We start from the raw sequence: 19,647 nt of genomic DNA on the forward strand, positions 1-19,647 counted from the left end.
GCAAAGGGGGCAGCGCGTGGGCCTGTTTGACATCACCGAAGGCATTCTGCGCGGCGTGGGCCAGGCGGCAGGGGCGGTCACCCGGCCGATTACCGCGCCATTCAGCGATCCCGTGATCCGGCTTGGCGTCACCGGGCTGTCGCGGGCGGGTAAGACTGTGTTCATCACCTCGCTTGTGGCGAACCTGATGGACCGGGGCCGCATGCCGCAACTACGCGCTGCCGCCAGCGGGGCCATCCAGATGGCCTATTTGCAGCCGCAACCCGACGACACGCTGCCGCGCTTTGATTACGAGGCTTACCTTGCGCAACTGACCGCCACCGATCCGAAATGGCCCGATGGCACGCGCCAGATTTCGGAATTGCGGCTGTCGTTCAAAGTGCAGCCTACGGGCTTCATGGCGGGCCTGCAGGGCGTGCGCACCGTGCATCTGGATATCGTCGATTACCCCGGCGAATGGTTGCTGGACCTTGGCCTGCTGGATCAAACCTATGCCGAATGGTCCAAGGGTGCGCTGGCCCGCTGCGCAGGGCGCCCTTTGGGCGATGAATATCTGGCTTTGGTGGCACAGACAGACGCGGCAAAACCGCTGGAAGAGCTTGCCGCCAAGGCGCTGGCGCAGGCCTATACCGCGCACCTGAATGCATCGCGTGCGCAGGGGTATTCCGACTGCACGCCGGGGCGGTTCCTGTTGCCCGGCGATCTGGCCGGCAGTCCTGTGCTGACCTTTGCGCCGCTTCCAGCGGCGGATTTTGCACGCGGCAGCTTGGGCCGCGAAATGGGGCGCAGGTTCGAATCCTACAAGAAAAACGTCGTGCAGCCGTTTTTCCGCGATCATTTTGCAAGAATTGATAGGCAGGTCGTGCTGGTTGACGTTCTGGGCGCGATCCACAATGGCCCGCGTGCGGTGGATGATCTGCGCACGGCGATGGCGGATATCCTTGGTGCATTCAATCCCGGACGCAACAGTTTCATCAGCCGCATCTTCTCTGGCCGGCGGGTGGAAAAGATTTTGTTTGCCGCAACCAAGGCGGACCATCTGCACCACACCCAGCACCCGCAGCTGACCGCGATCACCCAGGCCCTGCTGCGAGAGGCGAAAGACCGGGCCGATTTCGCAGGGGCGCAGACGCAGGCGATGTCCATCGCAGCCCTGCGCACCACTGTCGAGGAAACCGTCGATCACCGCGATGGCCCGCTGGATGTTGTGCGCGGGCGGTTGCTGGATACCGGCAAACAGGCTGCGTTCTATCCCGGGGCCTTGCCGACCGATCCCCAGCACCTGCTGGCCCCCGCCCGCGCCGGTGCGGCTGATTGGGGCAGCGGTGATTACAAGATCATGCGCTTTGCCCCCGCACCGCTGACCCTGCGTCCCGGCGAAGGCCCGCCGCATATCCGGCTGGACAAGGCCGCAGAATTCCTGATCGGAGACTTGCTTTGAAACGTCCCGTGCTGATCGACCTTGAGGAAACCTCTGACATCACGCCCGCCACGGCGCCGGTCATCATGGATGAGGCACCGCAGGGGGCTGCGATGCAAAAGGTGGCCGCACTGGCAGCGCGGCGGTCTTCGCCGCTGGGCAAATGGTTCTGGTCGCTGCTGATCACCATCATCGGTTTTATGGTGTCGCTGGCGGCGTGGAATTTCGTCACCGGTCTGATCGCCAGCAACCCGTTTCTTGGCATGGCCTTCAGCGCGCTGCTGATCATCTTTTGCTGCGTCCTGCTGGCGATTGCCATGCGGGAACTGTCAGCTTTTAGCCGGTTGCGACGCATCGACCGCGTGCAGGTCGAGGCTGCAAAGGCGCATGCCGGCGCTGACCTGCCGATGGCGCGCAAGGTGGTGGATCATTTGACCGCGCTTTATGCAAAACGCGCCGATACGACCTGGGGCCGCCAGCAACTGGCTGAACGCGCAGCGGAAATTATGGATGCCGACGGGCTGCTTGATCTGGCGGAACGCAGTCTGCTGGAACCGCTGGACGCCCGTGCTGTGGCAGAAGTGCAGGCCGCCGCGCGGCAGGTTGCAGTCGTGACGGCTGTCGTGCCGCTGGCGCTGGCCGATGTGTTTACGGCGCTTGCGTCGAACCTGCGGATGATCCGCCGCATCGCCGAAATTTACGGCGGACGCTCTGGCACTTTAGGCAGCTTGCGACTGGTGCGTACCGTGTTGACGCATCTGGTGGCGACCGGCGCAGTGGCCGTGGGTGACGATCTGATCCATTCCGTTGCAGGCGGCGGGCTGTTGTCCAAAGTGTCCCGCCGCTTTGGCGAGGGTGTCGTGAACGGTGCCCTGACCGCCCGTGTCGGCATTGCCGCAATAGAAGTGTGCCGCCCCCTGCCGTTTCAGGCGCTCAAGCGCCCGTCGGTCACCGGTACGGTGCAACGGGCGCTAACAGGTCTGTTTGGAACGCCCTAGGACGCGGCGCAGTCCTTCAACTGCGTTGCAATAGCGGACAGCAAATCGCGATAAAGCGCGGGACCGGGGTCAAGCGTCATGCCGGTGTCGTCGATCACGGCAGTACGGGCATCAGTGCCTTCGGTCAGCAGTGTCGCATAATCGGTTGGCGCGTGCGTTTCTGACATCACGCAGGTGACGGTGCCTGCTTCGACCAAAGCGCGCAGTTCGGCCAGATGGGTGGGGCCGGGGGCTTCGGCGTCGCTGTCGGCCACGGCATCGGCTGCGGGCACATTATAGCGGTCCGAAAAATAGCCATATGCGGCATGCGGGGCGATCCAGCTTTCGGGCTGCACGCCGGCCAGATCGGCGGTAATGCGGTCGTGCAATGACATCAGACCGGCCAGCGCATCGCCGGCATTCGCCGTATAGGTGCTGGCATTATCCGGGTCAGAGGTGACCAGCGTATTACGGATCGCACGGACCCAGACCATGGCAATTTCCGGGTCCAGCCAAGCGTGGGGGTCAACCGCATGGTCGCCGTGCTCTTCTTCTGCGCCGTGGTCATGCCCCTCCGCCATTTCGCGGTGGGCCCAGCCGGGCACGTCCAAAAGCGTCAGCATCGCAGCCGCCGGGGCCAGCGTTTCCAGCGGATCCGACAGCCAGGGCGTCAGGGACGGACCGACCCAGACGATGATTTCTGCCTGCGACAGCTTGCGGGCATCGGACGGACGCAGGGCAAGGCTATGAGCGTCAGCGCCCGGCGGCACCAGCAGTTCTGGCGTGCCCACCCCGGCCATAACCTGCGTAACAAGGCTGTGGATTGGCGCAATATCGGTCACGACGATTGGCGCATCGGCGAAAGCCTGCGTCGCGCTCAAGACGAGTGCAGCGGAAAGTGAACGAATCATTTGGGCCTCTTGCAGTTGGAATAGTGGGGGGCTATAAATTGTATGTTATAACATAACAAGGCCGCCCATGACTGCCAACGGATTTGACCGCCACGATCACAACGCCTGTGTTGCCGATGCAATCAGTAGCGCAGAGCAGTATTGCGCCGATGCGGACCTGCGCCTTACGCCGGTGCGCCGCCGCGTGCTGGAAATTTTGCTGGAAAGTCACGTGGCGCTGGGGGCCTATGACGTCCTCGCGCGGCTGGATGCAGAAGGGCTTGGGTCCAAGCCGCCGGTCGCCTATCGCGCGCTGGGCTTTTTAGTGGAAAACGGCTTTGCGCACCGGATCGAAGGCCTGAACGCCTTTATCGCCTGCACCCACCCGGGTGCGGATCATGCGCCGGCCTTTCTGATTTGCCGCAGCTGTCACAAGGTTGCAGAAACAAGCACGGCTGCCCCCTTGGGGCAGATGGCGTCCCAGGCCGGATTTGCGATCGAGCAAACCGTGATCGAGGCGCAGGGCCTGTGCCCTGCGTGCCAGACACAGCCATGACCCTTTTGTCCGCCAAGGATATTGCCGTTACGCGCAACGGCAATACCATTCTGCAGCAGGTCGGGCTTGATATCAAAGCCGGAGAGATCGTCACAATTGTCGGGCCGAACGGGTCTGGCAAATCCACCTTGCTGCGTGTCCTGATCGGTGCCCTGACCCCGGATCGCGGGACGGTCACACGTGCGCCGCAGATACGGATCGGCTATGTTCCGCAAAAGCTGGCAATAGATGCCACGCTGCCACTGACGGCACGGCGCTTTCTGGATCTGCCGCACCGGGTCAGCAATGCCGTCGCTGCCAAAGCGCTGGAAAAAGCCGGTGTGCCAGAAGTGGCAAAGCGTCAGATGGCGGATTTGTCGGGGGGGCAGTTCCAGCGGGTTTTGCTGGCCCGCGCCTTGCTGGCGCGCCCGCAACTGCTGATCCTTGACGAGGCGACGCAAGGACTGGACCAGCCCGGATCGGCCAGCTTCTACCGCCTTGTTGAAGGTGTGCGCCGGAACCTGAACTGTGCCGTCCTGATGGTCAGTCACGAGTTGCATGTCGTCATGTCCGCCTCTGACCGGGTGATTTGTCTGAACGGACATATCTGCTGCGAAGGCACGCCAGAGGTCGTCTCTGCCGCGCCGGCCTATCGCGAATTGTTCGGCACCGGCACGGGCGGCGCGTTGGCATTGTACCGCCACGATCACGACCACGGGCATGATCACGGCCATGACCACAACCACGCCGATGGGCACCATCACAAGGCGCATGATCATGCTTGATGACTTTCTGGTTCGTGCCGCCCTGGCGGCAATCGGCACAGCGCTGGCGGCATCGGTTTTGGGCTGTTTTGTCGTCTGGCGGCGCATGGCCTATTTTGGCGATGCGACGGCCCATGCGGCGATCCTCGGGGTTGCGATCGCTTTGGCGCTAAACATCTCGATCTTTGCGGGGGTTGCGGCGATTGCCTTGATTGTCGCCTTTCTGATCCATCGTCTGTCCGACCGGGCGCAGGGCACCGACACCATTTTGGGTGTCATCGCCCACGGTGCCCTGGCGACAGGGCTTGTCGCCGTCACCCTGATCCCCGGCGCGCGTATCAACCTAGAGGCTTATCTGTTCGGCGATGTTTTGACCGTGTCCCGCATGGATATTGCTGTCATCTGGGGCGGCGCGGCGCTTGTGCTGGGCGTGTTGTGGTTTCACTGGTCCGCATTGTTGCTTGCAACGCTGAACCCGGACCTTGCCACAGCGTCTGGCGTTAATCCCCGGCGCGAAAACCTGATCCTGACGCTGCTGCTGGCCGGGGTCGTGGCCGTTGCGATCAAGGTTGTCGGCGCGCTGCTGATTACCGCGTTGCTGGTCATTCCCGCTGCGGGGGCCCGGCGGCTTGCGAACTCTCCCGAAGGGATGGCGCTGCGGGCTGCGATCATCGGTATCATGTCCGCAACGGGCGGTTTGATGATGTCGCTCAAAATGGATACGCCTGCAGGACCATCTATCGTTGTGGTGGCGGTCGTTCTGTTCACCTTGACCACAATTGGCGAAAAATTGCGTACAATAGGCGGGTCCGCGCCGTGATCTGGGCCTAAGGTTGCCTTAATCCCCCTGCAAACATACCCCTGCACCCACTTTCTTGCAGAGGTATTTATGATCCGGTCCATTCTTGCAGCCGCCTTTCTTGTGGTCACCGCTCAAAGTGCCGCTGCCGCAAACAGCTGCGCCATGCCGAGCAATGTGACGCAGATGGCGAACCAAGTCGCGGCGGGCGTGAATGCCCAGCGACAGGCAAACGGTTTGGCACCGCTGACATACAACCCTACGCTGGGGCGCGCGGCCACAGGCCATGCCTGCGATATGTCGACCCATGCCTTCTTTGGTCACAAGGGCAGTAACGGTTCGAACGTCGGGGCCCGCGTCCGCTCTGCCGGTTATGCCTACTGCACTGTTGCGGAAAATCTGGCCTGGGGCTTTCCGACGGCCGGGCAGATTATCGGCGGCTGGATGAATTCTGCCGGGCACCGCGCGAATATGTTGCATCCGCGGGTCAAGGAAATGGGCATTGCCATTACCCAAGGCGCACAAGGCCCGAACTGGGTGCTGGTGGTCGGGCGCAGCTGCTAGCAAAAGCTGCTGTGCCGCGCTATCTGCTGGGCTGATCCAAACGGGGAAGGCCAGTCAGATGCGTATTGTCTTTATGGGAACGCCGGAGTTTTCAGTGCCGGTCCTGCAGGCCCTGCATGATGCGGGTCACGATATCGCCGCCGTCTATACCCAGCCGCCACGCCCTGCAGGGCGCGGGAAAAAGGATCGGCCCGGCGCTGTTCATCAGCGTGCGCTGGACCTAGGTCTGCCCGTCCGCCACCCTGTTTCGCTGAAAGGTGCAGAGGCGCAGGCGGAATTCGCCGCATTGAACGCTGATATTGCCGTCGTTGTCGCCTATGGCCTGATCCTGCCGCAGGCTGTGCTGGACGCGCCGCGCCATGGTTGCCTGAACATTCACGCCAGCCTGCTGCCGCGTTGGCGCGGAGCCGCACCGATCCACCGCGCGATCATGGCGGGGGATGCGGAAACCGGCATTTGTATCATGCAGATGGAAGCGGGCCTTGATACCGGGCCTGTCCTGCTGCGGCAGGCCACCCTGATTACGCCGGATGAAACCACAGGCGGTTTGCACGACCGTCTGTCCGCGATGGGGGCCGCGCTGATTGTGCAGGCGTTGGACCAGCTGCCGGACTTGTCACCGCAGGTGCAGCCAGAGGAGGGCGTCACCTATGCCGCCAAGATCGACAAGGCCGAGGCGCGGATCGACTGGACCCAGCCTGCCGCGCAGGTCAACCGGCAAATCCGCGGCCTGTCTCCCTTTCCGGGGGCATGGTGCGAAATCGGAGGCGAGCGGGTAAAGCTGCTGGGCAGCGCCGTGGCCGGTGGCGCGGGCGAGCCGGGTCAGGTCCTGACCGGTTTGACCGTCGCCTGTGGCAGCGGCGCGGTGCAGATCACGCGGTTGCAGCGGGCAGGGGGCAAGGCGCTGGATGCGGATATCGCTCTGCGCGGCTTCGATCCCGGCCCGTTTGTCATGTAGCAATCTGAAACAATAAACGCCCGCAGACAGTGCCGCGGGCGTTTTGCCGATCAGCCCATCCGTTCCGAAACATAAGAGCCGGGCGAGGGCGGGAAGACGATGGTCTTGTTGCCGTTCAGAAACACGCGGCGGTGGATATGGGCATGGATGGCGCGGGCCAGCACCTGCGCCTCCACGTCGCGGCCAAGCGACACATAGTCACCTGCCGATTGCGCATGGGTGACGCGGACCGTGTCCTGTTCGATGATTGGACCCTCGTCCAGATCGGCGGTGACGTAGTGGGATGTCGCGCCGATCAGCTTTACGCCGCGCTCGAACGCTTGCTTGTAGGGGTTGGCCCCTTTGAAGCTGGGCAGGAAAGAGTGGTGGATGTTGATGATCCGGCCGGACATGGTCTGGCACATACGGTCCGACAAAATCTGCATGTAGCGCGCCAGCACGATCAGCTCTGCGCCGGAATCTTCGACCACGGACATGATCTGCGCTTCGGCCTGGGGCTTGTTTTCCGGCGTGACCTTTATGCAGTGGAACGGGATGTCGTGGTTCACGACGACCTTTTGGTAATCCAGATGGTTGGAAATTACCGCCACGATATCAATCGGCAGCGCCCCGATGCGCCAGCGATACAGCAGATCGTTCAGACAATGGCCAAAGCGGCTGACCATGATGACGACTTTCATCTTAACGCTTTCGTCGTGAAAGGCGTATTCCATGGCAAACTTTTCCGCCGGTGCGGCAAAGCCCTGATGTAATCCTTCCAGATCCCGCGTGCCGTCGTTTTCAAAGCTCATGCGCATAAAGAACTGGCCGGTTTCCGGGTCGTCGAACTGGGACGAGTCGGTGATGTTGCAATCATTGTCCGCCATGTAATTGGCGATCGCGGCGACGATCCCCTTGGAAGACGGGCAATTCACGGTCAGGGCATAGTTTGTCATATGGCTAACTTTTCTTCAGTGGGCGGGCAGGCCGTTGTTGGCCGTTGTCCCCTATCTTGGCCTGCCGGCACAAGTTGGAAACGGCGCTGCCGGGGGCGAAAACGACCGCGCAGCGCGGCAGGGTCAATCGATGGCCCCAAAGGCGGCGCTGGTCAGGGTGCAATCGCGGATCACATCGACACCGCATTCGCGTGGTTGCAGGTCGCGGGTCAGGCAAATGCGGGCTTCCTGAATGGCACCGTCCCGGCAGGTGATCGTTACGCCGTCGCGGGGCAATTGGGGATTGGCGTCGACAAAGGCATCCTCGATCAGGCTGGCAGGCAGGGTCACGTCGCGGGTCAGTTTGCTGAACGCCTGCGGAATTTGGATGCTGTCAAAGGCCTGCCGCGCCGTGCGATAATAGGATTGCGGTGACAGACCGGTGCAGCTGCCGTGCTTGTTCCACTGATACCAAGCCAGGCCGGATGTCCCCATGATATCGGCCATGCCTTCGGTGTCGCGGCGGGACGGGGGCGCATATGTGCTGTGGCAATCCTGCGGATAGCCGCGATCGTATTGCGGCCAAAGCCCGTGCAGCACCCAACCGAAATCCGCGTCTTGCGCACATTGAGGCGAATTGCGCGCACGCCCCGTCTGGTCGCACCAGTTGGGCGACCACGACAGCGACATGACATAGTAATCGAATTCACCCGCCTTGTCCTGTGCTGCGGTTGGTCCGGCGATCATCAGCGCAAGGGCTGTCAGGGCGGCTTTCATGTTTTTCATCTTCCCAATTTCGGCTGGTTCACCTATATTACATCCAAGTTCCCCGACAATGTGAACCCGGCCCCAGCGGTCAGCCCCTTCAAGGGCGCAGGGAAGGCTTGTCGAATTGATGGATAGGAGTGAAGACGATGTCCGATAAACCGATCATGGCCAAGGCCACCGCAGTCTGGCTGTGCGACAATACGACGCTGACCTTTCAGCAGATTGCAGATTTCTGCGGCCTGCACCCGCTAGAGGTGCAGGGCATTGCCGACGGCGATGTGGCCACGGGCGTCAAAGGGTTTGATCCGATCAGCAACAACCAGTTGACCCAAGAAGAGCTGGACCGCGCCCAGGCCAATCCGCAGCACAAGCTGAAGCTGAAGTTCATCGCCTCTGCCCAGGGCGAGGAAAAGCGCCGCGGCCCGCGCTATACGCCCCTGTCCAAGCGTCAGGACCGTCCGGCGTCGATCTATTGGCTGGTGAAATTCCACCCCGAACTGGAAGATGCGCAGATCAGCAAGCTGGTCGGCACCACCAAGCCGACGATCGCTGCAATCCGTGACCGGACGCACTGGAATATTAACAATCTGGAACCGATTGACCCCGTCGCGCTGGGTCTGTGCAAGCAGTCCGAACTTGACGCTGCCGTGCAAAAAGCCAACGCAAAGCGCGCCCGCGAAGGCACGGCGATGACCGATGACGAACGCCGCAAGCTGGTGTCGACGGAAAGCAGCCTTGGCATGTCGGCCGACCCGAAAATGCCGGCCTCTATGGCGGGGCTGGAAACCTTTACCCTGGCCGATGATGCCCCGGTGGAGGAGGAAGAAGTCGAAGACAAGCGCGATATCCGCGATGCGGACAGCTTCTTTAACCTGCCCGACGACATTGACGCGACCAATGATGATGACGACGACGACCGTTAAGTCGTTCGCCCGATGACGAAAAGCCCCGGCCATTGTGCCGGGGCTTTTGCGTTTCAGGGGTCAGACGCGGTCTTCTTCGTCCAGCAGGATGCGGGCCGCATTGCCGCTGTCGTCGTCATATTGCTGCGACCGCACCGTCCAGATGAAGGCAACAAGCCCCGCACTGCCAAGGATCAGTGAAATTGGGATCAGGACGACAAGAACGTTCATTTTACCCACCGCATCCGCTGCGCATTCAGCAGCACTGTCAAAGACGACACCGACATTGCCAAGGCCGCCATCAGCGGCGTTGCAACACCTGCCAGCGCGATCGGGATCGCGACGGCATTATATAGCGCGGCGATGGCAAAGTTTTGTTGCGACAGCCTGCGTGTTGCGCGGGCGATATGCAACACCAGCGGCAGATCTTTAAAGCTGTCCTTCAGCACAACGACATCGGCAGCATTGCGCGATGCCTCCAGCGCGGTCGATGGCGCAATAGAGGCATGCGCCGCCGCCAGAACCGCGGTGTCGTTCAGACCGTCACCGATCATCAAAACACGCTGCCCGTCATCGGCCAAAGCGTGCAGACGGTCCAGCTTGTCTTGCGGCGACGCGCCAGCGATATAGGGCACCGACAGACATGCCGCCAGCCTTTGCGCCGAAAGTTCAGCATCGCCGGTCACGATTTCGCAGGGCAGATCAAGGGCGGCGATGGCGGATTCCACGCCGGGGCGCACGACCTCTGGCACCTCAAGCGGGTAGGGGGCATCGTTGCCGATGGCCAGGCACAGGCCCGGTGTCTGTGCGCCAATCCACCCGCCCCGGCCCAGACGGGCCATGACTTTGCCGTAGTAGCCCATGACGCCGTTGCCCGGGACTTCGCGTACATCTGTCAGCTCTGCCGCTGGTGTATCGCCCAGCGCCGTGACAATCGCCCGCGACAGCGGGTGGTTCGAACTTTGCGCTAGCGCCTTTGCGATCTGGCGGTCTGTCGCGCTCAGGTCTTGCGGCAGTTCGACAAATGGCCGTGTCAGGGTGCCTGTCTTGTCGCAAATGACATGGCTAACCTCGGCCAGTCGTTCCAGCGCAGTGGCGTGGCGCACCAGATAGCCCAATGAAAACAGGCGGCTGACGGCAGCCGTGGATACCGCAGGCACCGCAAGACCAAGGGCGCAGGGGCAGGTAATGATCAATACGGCGGTCGCCACGTTGACGGCAAAGCGCAGATCGCCGGTGGCAAACCACCAGGCGGCAAAGGCCACCAGCGCCAGCCCGTGCACGGCGGGGGCATAAATCTGCGCCGCGCGGTCAGCCAGCGCGGTATAACTGTTGCGCGCATTTTCCGCCGTTTCAACCAGCGTAGCCATGCGGCGCAAGGACGTATCGGTGCCATCGCAGACCGATCGCAGGCGCAGGGGAGCGGTCAAATTGACCTCTCCTGCTTGCAGGGTCGCGCCGGCGTCCAGACTAACCGCGTCGCTTTCGCCCGTCAGGATCGACCGGTCGATCAGGGCCGCCGTCGAAAGCAGAATGCCATCAACAGGCACGCGCGCGCCGGTCGGCACCAAGACGATATCGCCCATGCGCAGGTCTTCGGCCGGCACTGTTTCGCTTTGGGTACCGCTGATGCGCGTGGCGGTCTGCACCTCTAGCGCGGCGAGCTCGCGCGCGGCGGACCGGGCCGTGGTGCGGGTGCGGTGATCCAGATAGCGACCGATCAGCAGGAAGAATGTCAGCGACAAGGCGGCGTCGAAATAGGCGTGCTCGCCCCCCGACAGGGATTCAAACAGTGACATGCCAGAGGCCAGGAGGATCGCAAGAGAGATCGGCACATCCATGTTCAGCCGCCCCGCCCGCAGCGCGGTCATGGCCGAGACAAAGAACGGCTGCGCCGCATAGGCGACCGTCGGCAGCGCAATCATGGCAGAGATCATGTGGAACATGTCCCGCGTCGCGCCCTCTGCGCCGGACCAGACCGCGACGGACAGCAGCATCACGTTCATCATGGCAAAGCCCGCGACGGCCATGCGCAGCAGCAGGGCGCGCCCCTGGGCATCGCGCGCCGCCTCTAGCCGGGCGATATCAAGGGGGTAAATCTCGTATCCCATATCGGCCACGGCGGTTTGCACCGCCTCGGGGTCGATCTGGCCGGCCACGGAAAGCCGTTTCATCGACAGGTTCACGCGTACCGATGCGACGCCGTTCAGGTGCGACAGGCCACGTTCGATTTTTCCGATGCACGCGGCGCAGGTGACGCCGGGGACGGAAAACTGCAGGGCAGGGCCCTGCGCTGTTTCCTGCGCCAAAGGGGCCGCAGCGCAGGCGGGGCAACCTGACATCATGGCAGCACCTTTACGATAACGCGTTGCTGGAACAGCGTGCCATCCTCGGCCCGCAGCTTGACGCGCAGGTTCCAGTTGCCATCGCCGCCGACAACCGGTGCACGCAATGCGCCATCCTCAAAACGGAAATGCGGGGTCTGGTCACGGGCGACGCTGGTGGCGCGGCCAAAGGTTGCATCCTCGACCCTCGGGGCGATGGGCTGGCCGTCCTGCGCGACAAACAGGGCAAGTTCGCTGCCTTGCAGCGTTGCGCTGACGTCCCAGTTCAGCCCCACCTGCGCATCACGGTCGGCGTCAAAGGTCTGGCTGGCGACATAGGAATTCTTGACCTCCAGTCCGGGAAAGGTGCGCACGGCCTGCACGGCCAAAGTCACATTGACCGCGATGATGATGCTGAAGGCCAGAACAAAGACACCAAGGACGTGCCAGCCGGTGATTTCACGAGTCATTGGACTCTCCCGTTGAATGTAGTGGATTGACTTGCGCGGTCGCCGGTTGCTGCATCCTCGACCCAGAAACGCAGCGGGGTGCTATGGGCGGTCGCGGCCGGATCGGACGGCCGGGCCGTGACATAGACGCGCTGGGTAAGACTGGTATCGGCGGGCACGGTGACGGTCACATCGCGGTCCGTCTGTCCCTCCAGGTCAATGCGCAGCACGGTATCGGCGGTCAGGCTCAGGCGGAATTCCGCATCATTTAGCGATTTGTTCCGCAGCCGCACGTCATAGATGTTGCGGATCGCACCATTGGACTGGACCACATAGGTCGGATTGCGAACCGGGCTGACGGTCAGTTCAATCGGAGAGCGGACAAACAGCGCATAGACAAGGCCAACGCCGATGGCCGACCAAAGCAGGGTATAGACGATCGTGCGCGGGCGCAGGATATGATGCCAGATCGGGCGCGGCGGCAGGCCGGCGCGTTCCCGCGGCTCGTCAGTCAGTGCCATGTAGTCGATCAGGCCGCGGGGCTTGCCGATCCGGTCCATCACATCGTCGCAGGCGTCGATGCACAGCGCGCAGGTGATACACTCCATCTGCTGCCCGTCGCGGATGTCGATGCCCATCGGGCAAACGTTCACGCAAGCCATACAATCGATGCAATCGCCCTTGGTCGCGACCGGATCAGTTCCGGCATGCAGGGCCTGCGCCAGATCGGGAACATGCGAATTGGGCACCTTGGGGTCGATGCGTTTGCCCTTACCGCGCGGCTCTCCTCGCCAGTCGCGGTAGGCAACGGTCAGGGTATCCGGGTCCATCATCGCTGCCTGAATACGCGGCCAGGGGCACATGTAGATGCAGACCTGTTCGCGCATGAAGCCGCCAAAAACAAAGGTCGTCGCGGTCAGGATTGCGATGGTGATATAGGCGGCGGGGTGGGCGCTGCCGTTCAAAAGATCAACCAGCAGGGCGGGGGCATCGGTGAAATAGAACACCCAAGCGCCCCCCGTGGCCATTGCGATGGCAAGCCACACCGTCCATTTCACGCTGCGCAGCCACGCCTTGTGCACGGACCATTTGGCCTTGTGCAGCCGCACCCGTGCGTTGCGGTCGCCTTCGATCCAGCGTTCCACAAGGATAAACAGATCCGTCCAGACGGTTTGCGGGCAGGTATAGCCGCACCAGACCCGACCTAGCGCCGAGGTGAACAAAAACAGCCCAAGGCCCGCCATGATCAGCAGGCCCGCGACGAAGTAGAATTCGTGGGGCCAAATCTCGATCCAGAAGAAATAGAAGCGGCGGTGGGCCAGATCCACCAGTACGGCCTGATCCGGCATGCCGGGGCCGCGGTCCCAGCGGATCCATGGCGTGATGTAATAGATTCCCAGCGTTAGCGCCAGAATCCACCACTTCAAACGGCGAAAGGTGCCGCTGACTCGGCGGGGAAAGATCGGCTCGCGCGGGGCGTAAAGGGACGGAGTAGACATGACAAACCTGTGCTATTGCCTGTCTGGCATAGGGGGGCCGCGGCGCGCGGGCTTTGATTTACATCAAAGCCGCCCCCGGCGCGGACCGGGGGCGGCGTTACGTCGCATCTGGCGTTACTGCTGCGGTGCCTGTTCGCCGCCGCCGAGGCTGTGGACATAGACTGCCACGGCATCGACATCGACATCCGACAGCCGCTGGCCCCAGGCTGGCATGACGCCAAAGCGGGCCTGCGTGATTGTCTGCGTCAGGCTGGCGGTATCGCCGCCATATAGCCAGATCGCGTCCGTCAGATTAGGTGCGCCCAGATCGCGGTTGCCTTTGGCGTCATCGCTATGGCACGCAGCGCAATTTTCGGAAAACAGGACAGCGCCTTGCGCGACCTGTTCCTGATCCTCGACCGGGGCGGACAGGCTGATGACATAGGTCACAAGCGAGGCGATTTCCGGCTTTGACAGGATATCGCCAAAGGCAGGCATCTGCGACCAGCGGGCGTCGGGATCGGTGTCGTTGCGAATGCCGTGGTCGATGGTCATGGCGATAGAAGCGACGTCGCCGCCCCAAAGCCAGTCATCGTCCAACAGGTTGGGATAACCCAGTGCCCCCGCCGCGCCAGAGCCATGGCACTGGCTGCAATTGGCCCGAAACACCGCGCCGCCGCGGGCGACGGCATAGCGGTGCAGCGGATCGCCGGGGGCCAGAGTTGGCAAATCGGCAGCGGCAAGATCGGCCACCAGCTGTGCGTTCTTTGCTTCGTGATCCGCGATATCCTGCGCCACAGCGCCGCGCGTGGACCATCCCAGCGTGCCGCCGGTGGCCCCTGAAATCATCGGCCAGGCCGGATATAGGATCGTGTAGCCGACCGCCCAGATAATGGTGGCATAAAGCGTCCACAGCCACCAACGGGGCAGGGGGTTGTTCAGCTCTGAAATGCCATCCCAGCTGTGGCCTGTCGTTTCGACCCCGGTTGCCGGGTCGATATTGTCGCCTTTGGCCGGGTTCTTGTCTGTCGTTTTCTCAGTCATGGGGCTGACCCTTTGGGTTGGGCGCATCCTGATCGGCGCGCGCGTCAGGGCTGGTTTTCGGGGCTGCTTCGTTGCGGAACGGGATCATGCTGGCGTCTTCGCGGGCGCTGCGCTGGCTGGGCAAAAAGGCCCAGATCGCGGCGCTGGCAAAAAAACCGAACATGGCCAGCAAAACCCAACTGTCCGCCAGTTGGCGCATGAAGGTGTAGGTATCCATCAAAGCCTCCTATCGGCTGGCATCGGGGGTGAAGGTGGAAAAATCGACCATCGTGCCAAGCACCTGCAGATAGGCAATCAGGGCATCCATTTCCGAAATGCCGGGCTGGTCGTCAAAGTTTGCAACCGCCGCGCCGGGATAGCGTTCCAGCAGGCCAGAGGTGTCGGCATTGGGATCAGCCTGCGCGCGGAAATCCAGCTTGGCCTGCGTGATGTCTTCGTCGTCGTAGGGCACACCGACCAGGCGGTGGGTCGACATCAGGTCATCGACGTATTCGGCCTTGGCAGGCGTGGTTTCCAAAAAGGCATACTTTGGCATGACGCTTTCGGGAACGACGGCCTGCGGGTCGCGCAGGTGGTCCACGTGCCAGGCGTTCGAATACCGGTTGCCGACGCGGGCCAGATCCGGCCCGGTCCGCTTTGACCCCCATTGGAACGGGTGGTCATACATGGACTCTGCCGCCAACGAATAATGGCCGTAACGCTCTACCTCGTCGCGCATCGGGCGGATCATCTGGCTGTGGCAGCTATAGCAACCCTCGCGGACATAGATGTCACGCCCCGTCAGTTCGAGCGGGGAATAGGGGCGCACGCCCTCGACCTCTTCGATCGTGTTTTCCAGCCAGAACAGCGGTGCGATTTCCACGATGCCGCCGATGCTGACCACGACCAGCGAAAAGGCCAGCAGCAGCGTCGGGCTTTTTTCAAGGATTGCGTGTTTATCAAGAAATGCCATGGAATTAATCCTTATTCAGCCGCAACAGCGTAGCGTGCAGGGGTTGCGATTGTGGCAGGTCTGCCGGCACGGATAGTCATCCAGATGTTCCAGACCATGATCAGGGCACCGGACAGGAACATGACCCCGCCTAGACCGCGCACGACATACATCGGGAACTTGGCGCTGACGGTGTCGGCGAATGCGTTTACAAGGAAACCCTGGTCATCGACTTCACGCCACATCAGGCCTTCCATGATGCCCGACACCCACATGGAGGAGGCGTAAAGAACGATCCCCAGTGTCGCCAGCCAGAAGTGCCAGCTGATGGCGCGCATGGAATGCATTTCCTTTTGGCCCCACAGGCGCGGTGTCAGAAAGTAAAGACAAGCGAAGGTGATCATTCCGTTCCAGCCAAGCGCGCCGGAATGAACGTGGCCGATGGTCCAGTCGGTGTAGTGTGACAGCGAGTTCACGGCGCGGATCGACATCATCGGACCCTCGAATGTGGACATGCCGTAAAAGCCAAGGGACAGGACAAACATCCGCATGATCGGGTCGGTGCGCAGTTTGTCCCAAGCCCCTTGCAGGGTCATCAGGCCGTTGATCATGCCGCCCCAGCTGGGCATCCACAGCACGATGGAAAACACCATGCCAAGGGTCGCAGCCCAATCGGGCAGGGCGGTATAGTGCAGGTGGTGCGGACCCGCCCAGATATAAAGAAAGATCAGCGCCCAGAAGTGGATGATCGATAGCTTGTAGCTATAGACCGGACGCTCTGCCTGCTTTGGCACGAAGTAGTACATCATGCCTAAAAAGCCCGCGGTCAAAAAGAAGCCGACGGCGTTGTGGCCGTACCACCACTGGGTCATGGCATCCTGAACGCCCGCAAAGACTTGTACCGATTTGCTGCCCCAAAAGCTGACGGGGATCGACAGGTTGTTGACGACATGCAGCATGGCGACGGTGATGATAAAGGCCAGATAGAACCAGTTGGCGACGTAGATATGCTTTTCCCGGCGGCGCACGATGGTGCCAAGAAAGACCGCCAGATAGGCCAGCCAGATGACGGTCAGCCAGATATCGACGTACCATTCAGGCTCTGCATATTCCTTGGACTGGGTTGCGCCCAGCAGATAGCCGGTGGCCGCCAAAACGATGAACAACTGATAGCCCCAAAAGACAAACCAGGCCGTTTTGCCGCCCCAAAGGCGCACGCCGCTGGTGCGCTGCACGACATAGAACGACGTGCAGATCAGCGCGTTGCCGCCAAAGGCAAAGATCACGGCGCTGGTGTGCAGCGGCCGCAGACGGCCAAAGTTGGCAAAGGGTTGCGCCCAATCAAAGTTCAGCGCCGGAAAGGCAAGCTGGAAGGCAATGAAGGTGCCGACCAGAAATCCCGCGATTCCCCAAAAGGCGGTGGCGATCACACCGGCGCGAATCACGCCGTCATTGTATTCATCCATCGGAGCGGCAGGGGCGGGTGGCTCGTCCGTCTGGCGCAGCACCTGCACAAACAGATATGCCGAAATCAACATGATCAGAAAGGCATGCACCTGGTATGACAGGTCATGTGCCCAATTCGCCCCGAGCGCTGCGATCAGCGTCACGCAGCCCAATAGCGTCAGCTTGACGTAATTCATCAATAGTCCCTCAACGTGCCGGGGCGCATCGCATGGCGCAGCCGGTTCCAACTTTGGGCCTAGAAGATGAGGACGATCAAAACTTTGATCTGCATCAAAAATGCGTGTGTTTAGGCGACGACGCCGCCGTCTGCGTCATCGCCTGTCGCATTTTGCAGCCGGTCAATGTTGATGACGATCACGCTGCGCCGGTCTGGCACGTCAATGATCCCTTCGCGTTTGAAGGCGCTGAACTGGCGGCTGACGGTTTCCAGTGTCAGGCCAAGGTAATTGGCAATCTGGTCACGGGTCATTGGCAGATGCAGTGCTGCGCCGGGCACCGCGCCTTCGGCTAGCTGGGACCGGCGGACCAGCATATCAAGAAAAGTCGCGATCTTTTCCCGCGCGGTCTTGCGACCCAGCAGCAGCATCCAGTCGCGGGCGGCGTCAAGCTCGTCCAGGGCCAGTTCCATCAGGCGTTGGGCGATGTGGGGGGTGTCCAGTACCAGCGCCTCGAACGGGGCACGGGCAAAGCAGCAAAGGGTCACATCCGTTGTGGCGGTAACATCGAATTCGATCTTGGCGCGGCCGGGGCGGCCGATGAAATCCGACGGCAGCAGCAGTCCGACCATTTGCGTGCGCCCGTCTTCCAGCGTTTTGGACAAGGATGCCACCCCGGTGACGACCGATGCGACGAAATCCAGCGGTTCTCCGCGCCAGAGGATTTCCGTTCCGGCGGGAAAAGTGCGGTACGACTTCATCTTCTCCAGGCGCAACAACTCTTCCGTGTCACAGCGCGCACAGACGGCGCGGTGACGAATGGGACAGGCGCTGCATTTCACATCGACAAGATCAGGTATCATCATAGGTTTGATCTGTATCAAGGATCGGTCCGGGGATCACGTCTAATCGAATGGCATGACACAGATTGATTTGCTGCGCCGTCACGGCCTGTTTGATGCCAAGGTGCCCCGCTACACCAGTTATCCGCCCGCAAACCATTTTGGGCAAAGCGTCGGCGCTGATGTCCAGTGTGACTGGATCGCGGCCATCCCGCAGGGGCGGGCGGTGTCTGTCTATATCCATATTCCGTTCTGCCGCCGGTTGTGCTGGTTTTGTGCCTGCCGCACACAAGGCACCAGCACCATGCGGCCTGTTGACGCTTATGTGGACCAGTTGCTGCTTGAACTGGCGCAGCTGCGCCGCCTGGCCCCGGCGGGGCTGATGATGGGGCGGCTGCACCTGGGGGGCGGCACGCCGACGATCCTGCCCGCCAAAACAATGGCGCGGCTGTTGCGGGCGGTGTTTACCGCCTTTGACCGTGCCGACGATTTCGAATTCTCGGTCGAGATTGATCCCACTGATGCCGCACCCGATCTGCTGCAGACCCTGATCGACTTTGGCATGAACCGCGCCAGCATCGGGGTGCAGGATTTCGCACCTGCGGTGCAAAAGGCCATTGGTCGCCCGCAATCGCTGGACCAGACACAGAGTGTTGCGCAATTTTTGCGGGATGCAGGCCTGCGCAGCCTGAACGTCGATCTGCTTTACGGCTTGCCGCATCAGACGCCTGACAGCTTTCGCCGGACGCTGGACCATGTCGCGGACCTCTGCCCCGACCGGTTGGCGATTTACGGCTACGCCCATGTGCCGTGGATGTCCAAACGGCAGGTGATGATCAAGGATGACACCCTGCCGGACGCTATGGCGCGGTTTGAACTGGCAGGCATCGCCCATGACGCGATGACTTCGCAGGGGCTGCGTGCCATCGGGATCGACCATTTCGCCAATCCCAGTGACAGGCTGGCCCGCGCCGATGCGAACGGCACGCTGCGGCGCAATTTTCAGGGCTACACCGACGACCAGAGCGAAACGCTGCTTGGGCTTGGTGCCTCTGCGATTTCGGCCTTTGGGCAGGGGTTCGTGCAGAACGCGGTGGCGACCTCTGCCTGGCACGACCGGGTGGGTCAGGACGGGCTAGCGGGGCAAAAAGGCTATGTGCTGACGCCGCAGGACAAAGTCGTATCACAGATCATCGCCGATCTGATGTGTCGCTTCGCCTTTGATCGCGATGCCCTGCTGCAACAGTTTCCCGACCAATCCAACCTGATCGCATCGGCCCGCGCCATGCTGTCCGAACGGTTCGGCGACGCGATAACGGAGGATGGCAATTTGCTGCAATTGCGCCCAGAGGCAAAGCCGCTGGTGCGGATTATGGCGCGGCATGTGGACAGCTTTATCGGTGTGTCCGGCGGCTATTCCGCCGCAATTTGACCGCTAAGTAGGACGCAAGTAAATGGTTTGCCTA

Annotated in this window: 21 protein-coding genes; 9 read left to right on the forward strand and 12 right to left on the reverse strand. The window is 61.7% G+C overall.

Annotated elements, in window-relative coordinates; genetic code table 11:
• Positions 1-16: 16 nt before the first annotated feature.
• Both SJY10_RS05660 and SJY10_RS05665 read left to right on the forward strand, forming a co-directional pair.
• A complete protein-coding gene (locus SJY10_RS05660; RefSeq protein WP_386680362.1) occupies positions 17-1,441 on the forward strand; it encodes a YcjX family protein in 1,425 nt (474 codons plus the stop codon).
• A complete protein-coding gene (locus SJY10_RS05665) occupies positions 1,438-2,418 on the forward strand; it encodes a YcjF family protein (protein WP_386680364.1) in 981 nt (326 codons plus the stop codon). Before SJY10_RS05660 ends, SJY10_RS05665 begins: the two co-directional genes overlap by 4 nt.
• Here SJY10_RS05665 and SJY10_RS05670 read toward each other — a convergent pair.
• Positions 2,415-3,308 (reverse strand): zinc ABC transporter substrate-binding protein, encoded by an 894-nt coding sequence (locus tag SJY10_RS05670; protein WP_386680366.1) that lies wholly within the window; start codon positions 3,306-3,308, stop codon positions 2,415-2,417. The genes SJY10_RS05665 and SJY10_RS05670 overlap by 4 nt on opposite strands.
• A 67-nt stretch (positions 3,309-3,375) precedes the next feature.
• On the opposite strand from SJY10_RS05670, the gene SJY10_RS05675 reads away from it, so the two are divergent.
• The 5 genes from SJY10_RS05675 (at position 3,376) to fmt (ending at position 6,907) form a co-directional block, all read left to right on the forward strand.
• Positions 3,376-3,843 carry a Fur family transcriptional regulator gene (locus SJY10_RS05675; protein ID WP_386680368.1) on the forward strand — a complete coding sequence of 156 codons (468 nt, stop codon included), beginning with the start codon at positions 3,376-3,378 and terminating at the stop codon, positions 3,841-3,843.
• The gene (locus tag SJY10_RS05680; RefSeq protein WP_386680370.1) at positions 3,840-4,607 is read left to right on the forward strand and encodes an ATP-binding cassette domain-containing protein; all 768 of its coding nucleotides are present in this window, start codon (positions 3,840-3,842) and stop codon (positions 4,605-4,607) included. Before SJY10_RS05675 ends, SJY10_RS05680 begins: the two co-directional genes overlap by 4 nt.
• Positions 4,600-5,406 carry an iron chelate uptake ABC transporter family permease subunit gene (locus SJY10_RS05685; protein WP_386684528.1) on the forward strand — a complete coding sequence of 269 codons (807 nt, stop codon included), beginning with the start codon at positions 4,600-4,602 and terminating at the stop codon, positions 5,404-5,406. Before SJY10_RS05680 ends, SJY10_RS05685 begins: the two co-directional genes overlap by 8 nt.
• A 69-nt stretch (positions 5,407-5,475) precedes the next feature.
• A complete protein-coding gene (locus SJY10_RS05690; protein ID WP_386680372.1) occupies positions 5,476-5,949 on the forward strand; it encodes a CAP domain-containing protein in 474 nt (157 codons plus the stop codon).
• Positions 5,950-6,007: 58 nt separating this feature from the next.
• Positions 6,008-6,907, forward strand: coding sequence for a methionyl-tRNA formyltransferase (gene fmt / locus SJY10_RS05695; RefSeq protein ID WP_386680374.1), 900 nt, complete (start codon positions 6,008-6,010; stop codon positions 6,905-6,907).
• 50 nt (positions 6,908-6,957) lie between these two features.
• Here the strand turns inward: fmt and purU are convergent, their stop codons facing one another.
• Complete coding sequence (purU, locus tag SJY10_RS05700) at positions 6,958-7,842, reverse strand: formyltetrahydrofolate deformylase (protein WP_386680376.1); 885 nt, start codon at positions 7,840-7,842, stop codon at positions 6,958-6,960.
• Between the two features lie 123 nt (positions 7,843-7,965).
• The gene (locus tag SJY10_RS05705) at positions 7,966-8,598 is read right to left on the reverse strand and encodes a ribonuclease T (RefSeq protein WP_386680378.1); all 633 of its coding nucleotides are present in this window, start codon (positions 8,596-8,598) and stop codon (positions 7,966-7,968) included.
• Between the two features lie 137 nt (positions 8,599-8,735).
• Between SJY10_RS05705 and SJY10_RS05710 the strand changes: the two genes are divergently transcribed.
• A complete protein-coding gene (locus SJY10_RS05710; protein ID WP_386680381.1) occupies positions 8,736-9,512 on the forward strand; it encodes a DUF1013 domain-containing protein in 777 nt (258 codons plus the stop codon).
• Positions 9,513-9,572: 60 nt separating this feature from the next.
• Here the strand turns inward: SJY10_RS05710 and ccoS are convergent, their stop codons facing one another.
• From ccoS to fnrL, 9 genes are all read right to left on the reverse strand, one after another.
• Entirely contained in the window at positions 9,573-9,722 is a 150-nt protein-coding gene (gene ccoS, locus SJY10_RS05715) for a cbb3-type cytochrome oxidase assembly protein CcoS (RefSeq protein ID WP_386680385.1), read from the reverse strand.
• Positions 9,719-11,836, reverse strand: a complete 2,118-nt coding sequence (locus SJY10_RS05720; RefSeq protein WP_386680388.1) for a heavy metal translocating P-type ATPase — start codon at positions 11,834-11,836, stop codon at positions 9,719-9,721. The genes ccoS and SJY10_RS05720 overlap by 4 nt, the downstream gene beginning before the upstream one ends.
• On the reverse strand, positions 11,833-12,285 hold the full coding sequence (locus tag SJY10_RS05725; protein ID WP_386680391.1) for a FixH family protein: 453 nt from the start codon (positions 12,283-12,285) through the stop codon (positions 11,833-11,835). Before SJY10_RS05725 ends, SJY10_RS05720 begins: the two co-directional genes overlap by 4 nt.
• Positions 12,282-13,763: a cytochrome c oxidase accessory protein CcoG gene (ccoG, locus tag SJY10_RS05730; protein ID WP_386680394.1), complete on the reverse strand. Its 1,482-nt coding sequence runs from the start codon at positions 13,761-13,763 to the stop codon at positions 12,282-12,284. The genes SJY10_RS05725 and ccoG overlap by 4 nt, the downstream gene beginning before the upstream one ends.
• A gap of 114 nt (positions 13,764-13,877) precedes the next feature.
• The gene (gene ccoP, locus SJY10_RS05735) at positions 13,878-14,786 is read right to left on the reverse strand and encodes a cytochrome-c oxidase, cbb3-type subunit III (protein WP_386680397.1); all 909 of its coding nucleotides are present in this window, start codon (positions 14,784-14,786) and stop codon (positions 13,878-13,880) included.
• The gene (locus tag SJY10_RS05740; RefSeq protein ID WP_386680400.1) at positions 14,779-15,003 is read right to left on the reverse strand and encodes a cbb3-type cytochrome c oxidase subunit 3; all 225 of its coding nucleotides are present in this window, start codon (positions 15,001-15,003) and stop codon (positions 14,779-14,781) included. Before SJY10_RS05740 ends, ccoP begins: the two co-directional genes overlap by 8 nt.
• 9 nt (positions 15,004-15,012) lie before the next feature.
• Entirely contained in the window at positions 15,013-15,738 is a 726-nt protein-coding gene (gene ccoO, locus SJY10_RS05745; RefSeq protein WP_386680403.1) for a cytochrome-c oxidase, cbb3-type subunit II, read from the reverse strand.
• A gap of 11 nt (positions 15,739-15,749) precedes the next feature.
• Positions 15,750-17,360 carry a cytochrome-c oxidase, cbb3-type subunit I gene (ccoN, locus tag SJY10_RS05750; RefSeq protein ID WP_386680406.1) on the reverse strand — a complete coding sequence of 537 codons (1,611 nt, stop codon included), beginning with the start codon at positions 17,358-17,360 and terminating at the stop codon, positions 15,750-15,752.
• A 110-nt stretch (positions 17,361-17,470) separates the two neighbouring features.
• Positions 17,471-18,205 carry a transcriptional regulator FnrL gene (gene fnrL, locus SJY10_RS05755; protein WP_386680409.1) on the reverse strand — a complete coding sequence of 245 codons (735 nt, stop codon included), beginning with the start codon at positions 18,203-18,205 and terminating at the stop codon, positions 17,471-17,473.
• A 52-nt stretch (positions 18,206-18,257) separates the two neighbouring features.
• Between fnrL and hemN the strand changes: the two genes are divergently transcribed.
• On the forward strand, positions 18,258-19,613 hold the full coding sequence (hemN, locus tag SJY10_RS05760) for an oxygen-independent coproporphyrinogen III oxidase (protein WP_386680411.1): 1,356 nt from the start codon (positions 18,258-18,260) through the stop codon (positions 19,611-19,613).
• The last annotated feature ends 34 nt before the right edge of the window (positions 19,614-19,647 follow it).

Origin of the sequence: Loktanella sp. R86503, from assembly GCF_042466455.1 — a bacterium.
Taxonomy (GTDB): Bacteria; Pseudomonadota; Alphaproteobacteria; order Rhodobacterales; family Rhodobacteraceae; genus Loktanella.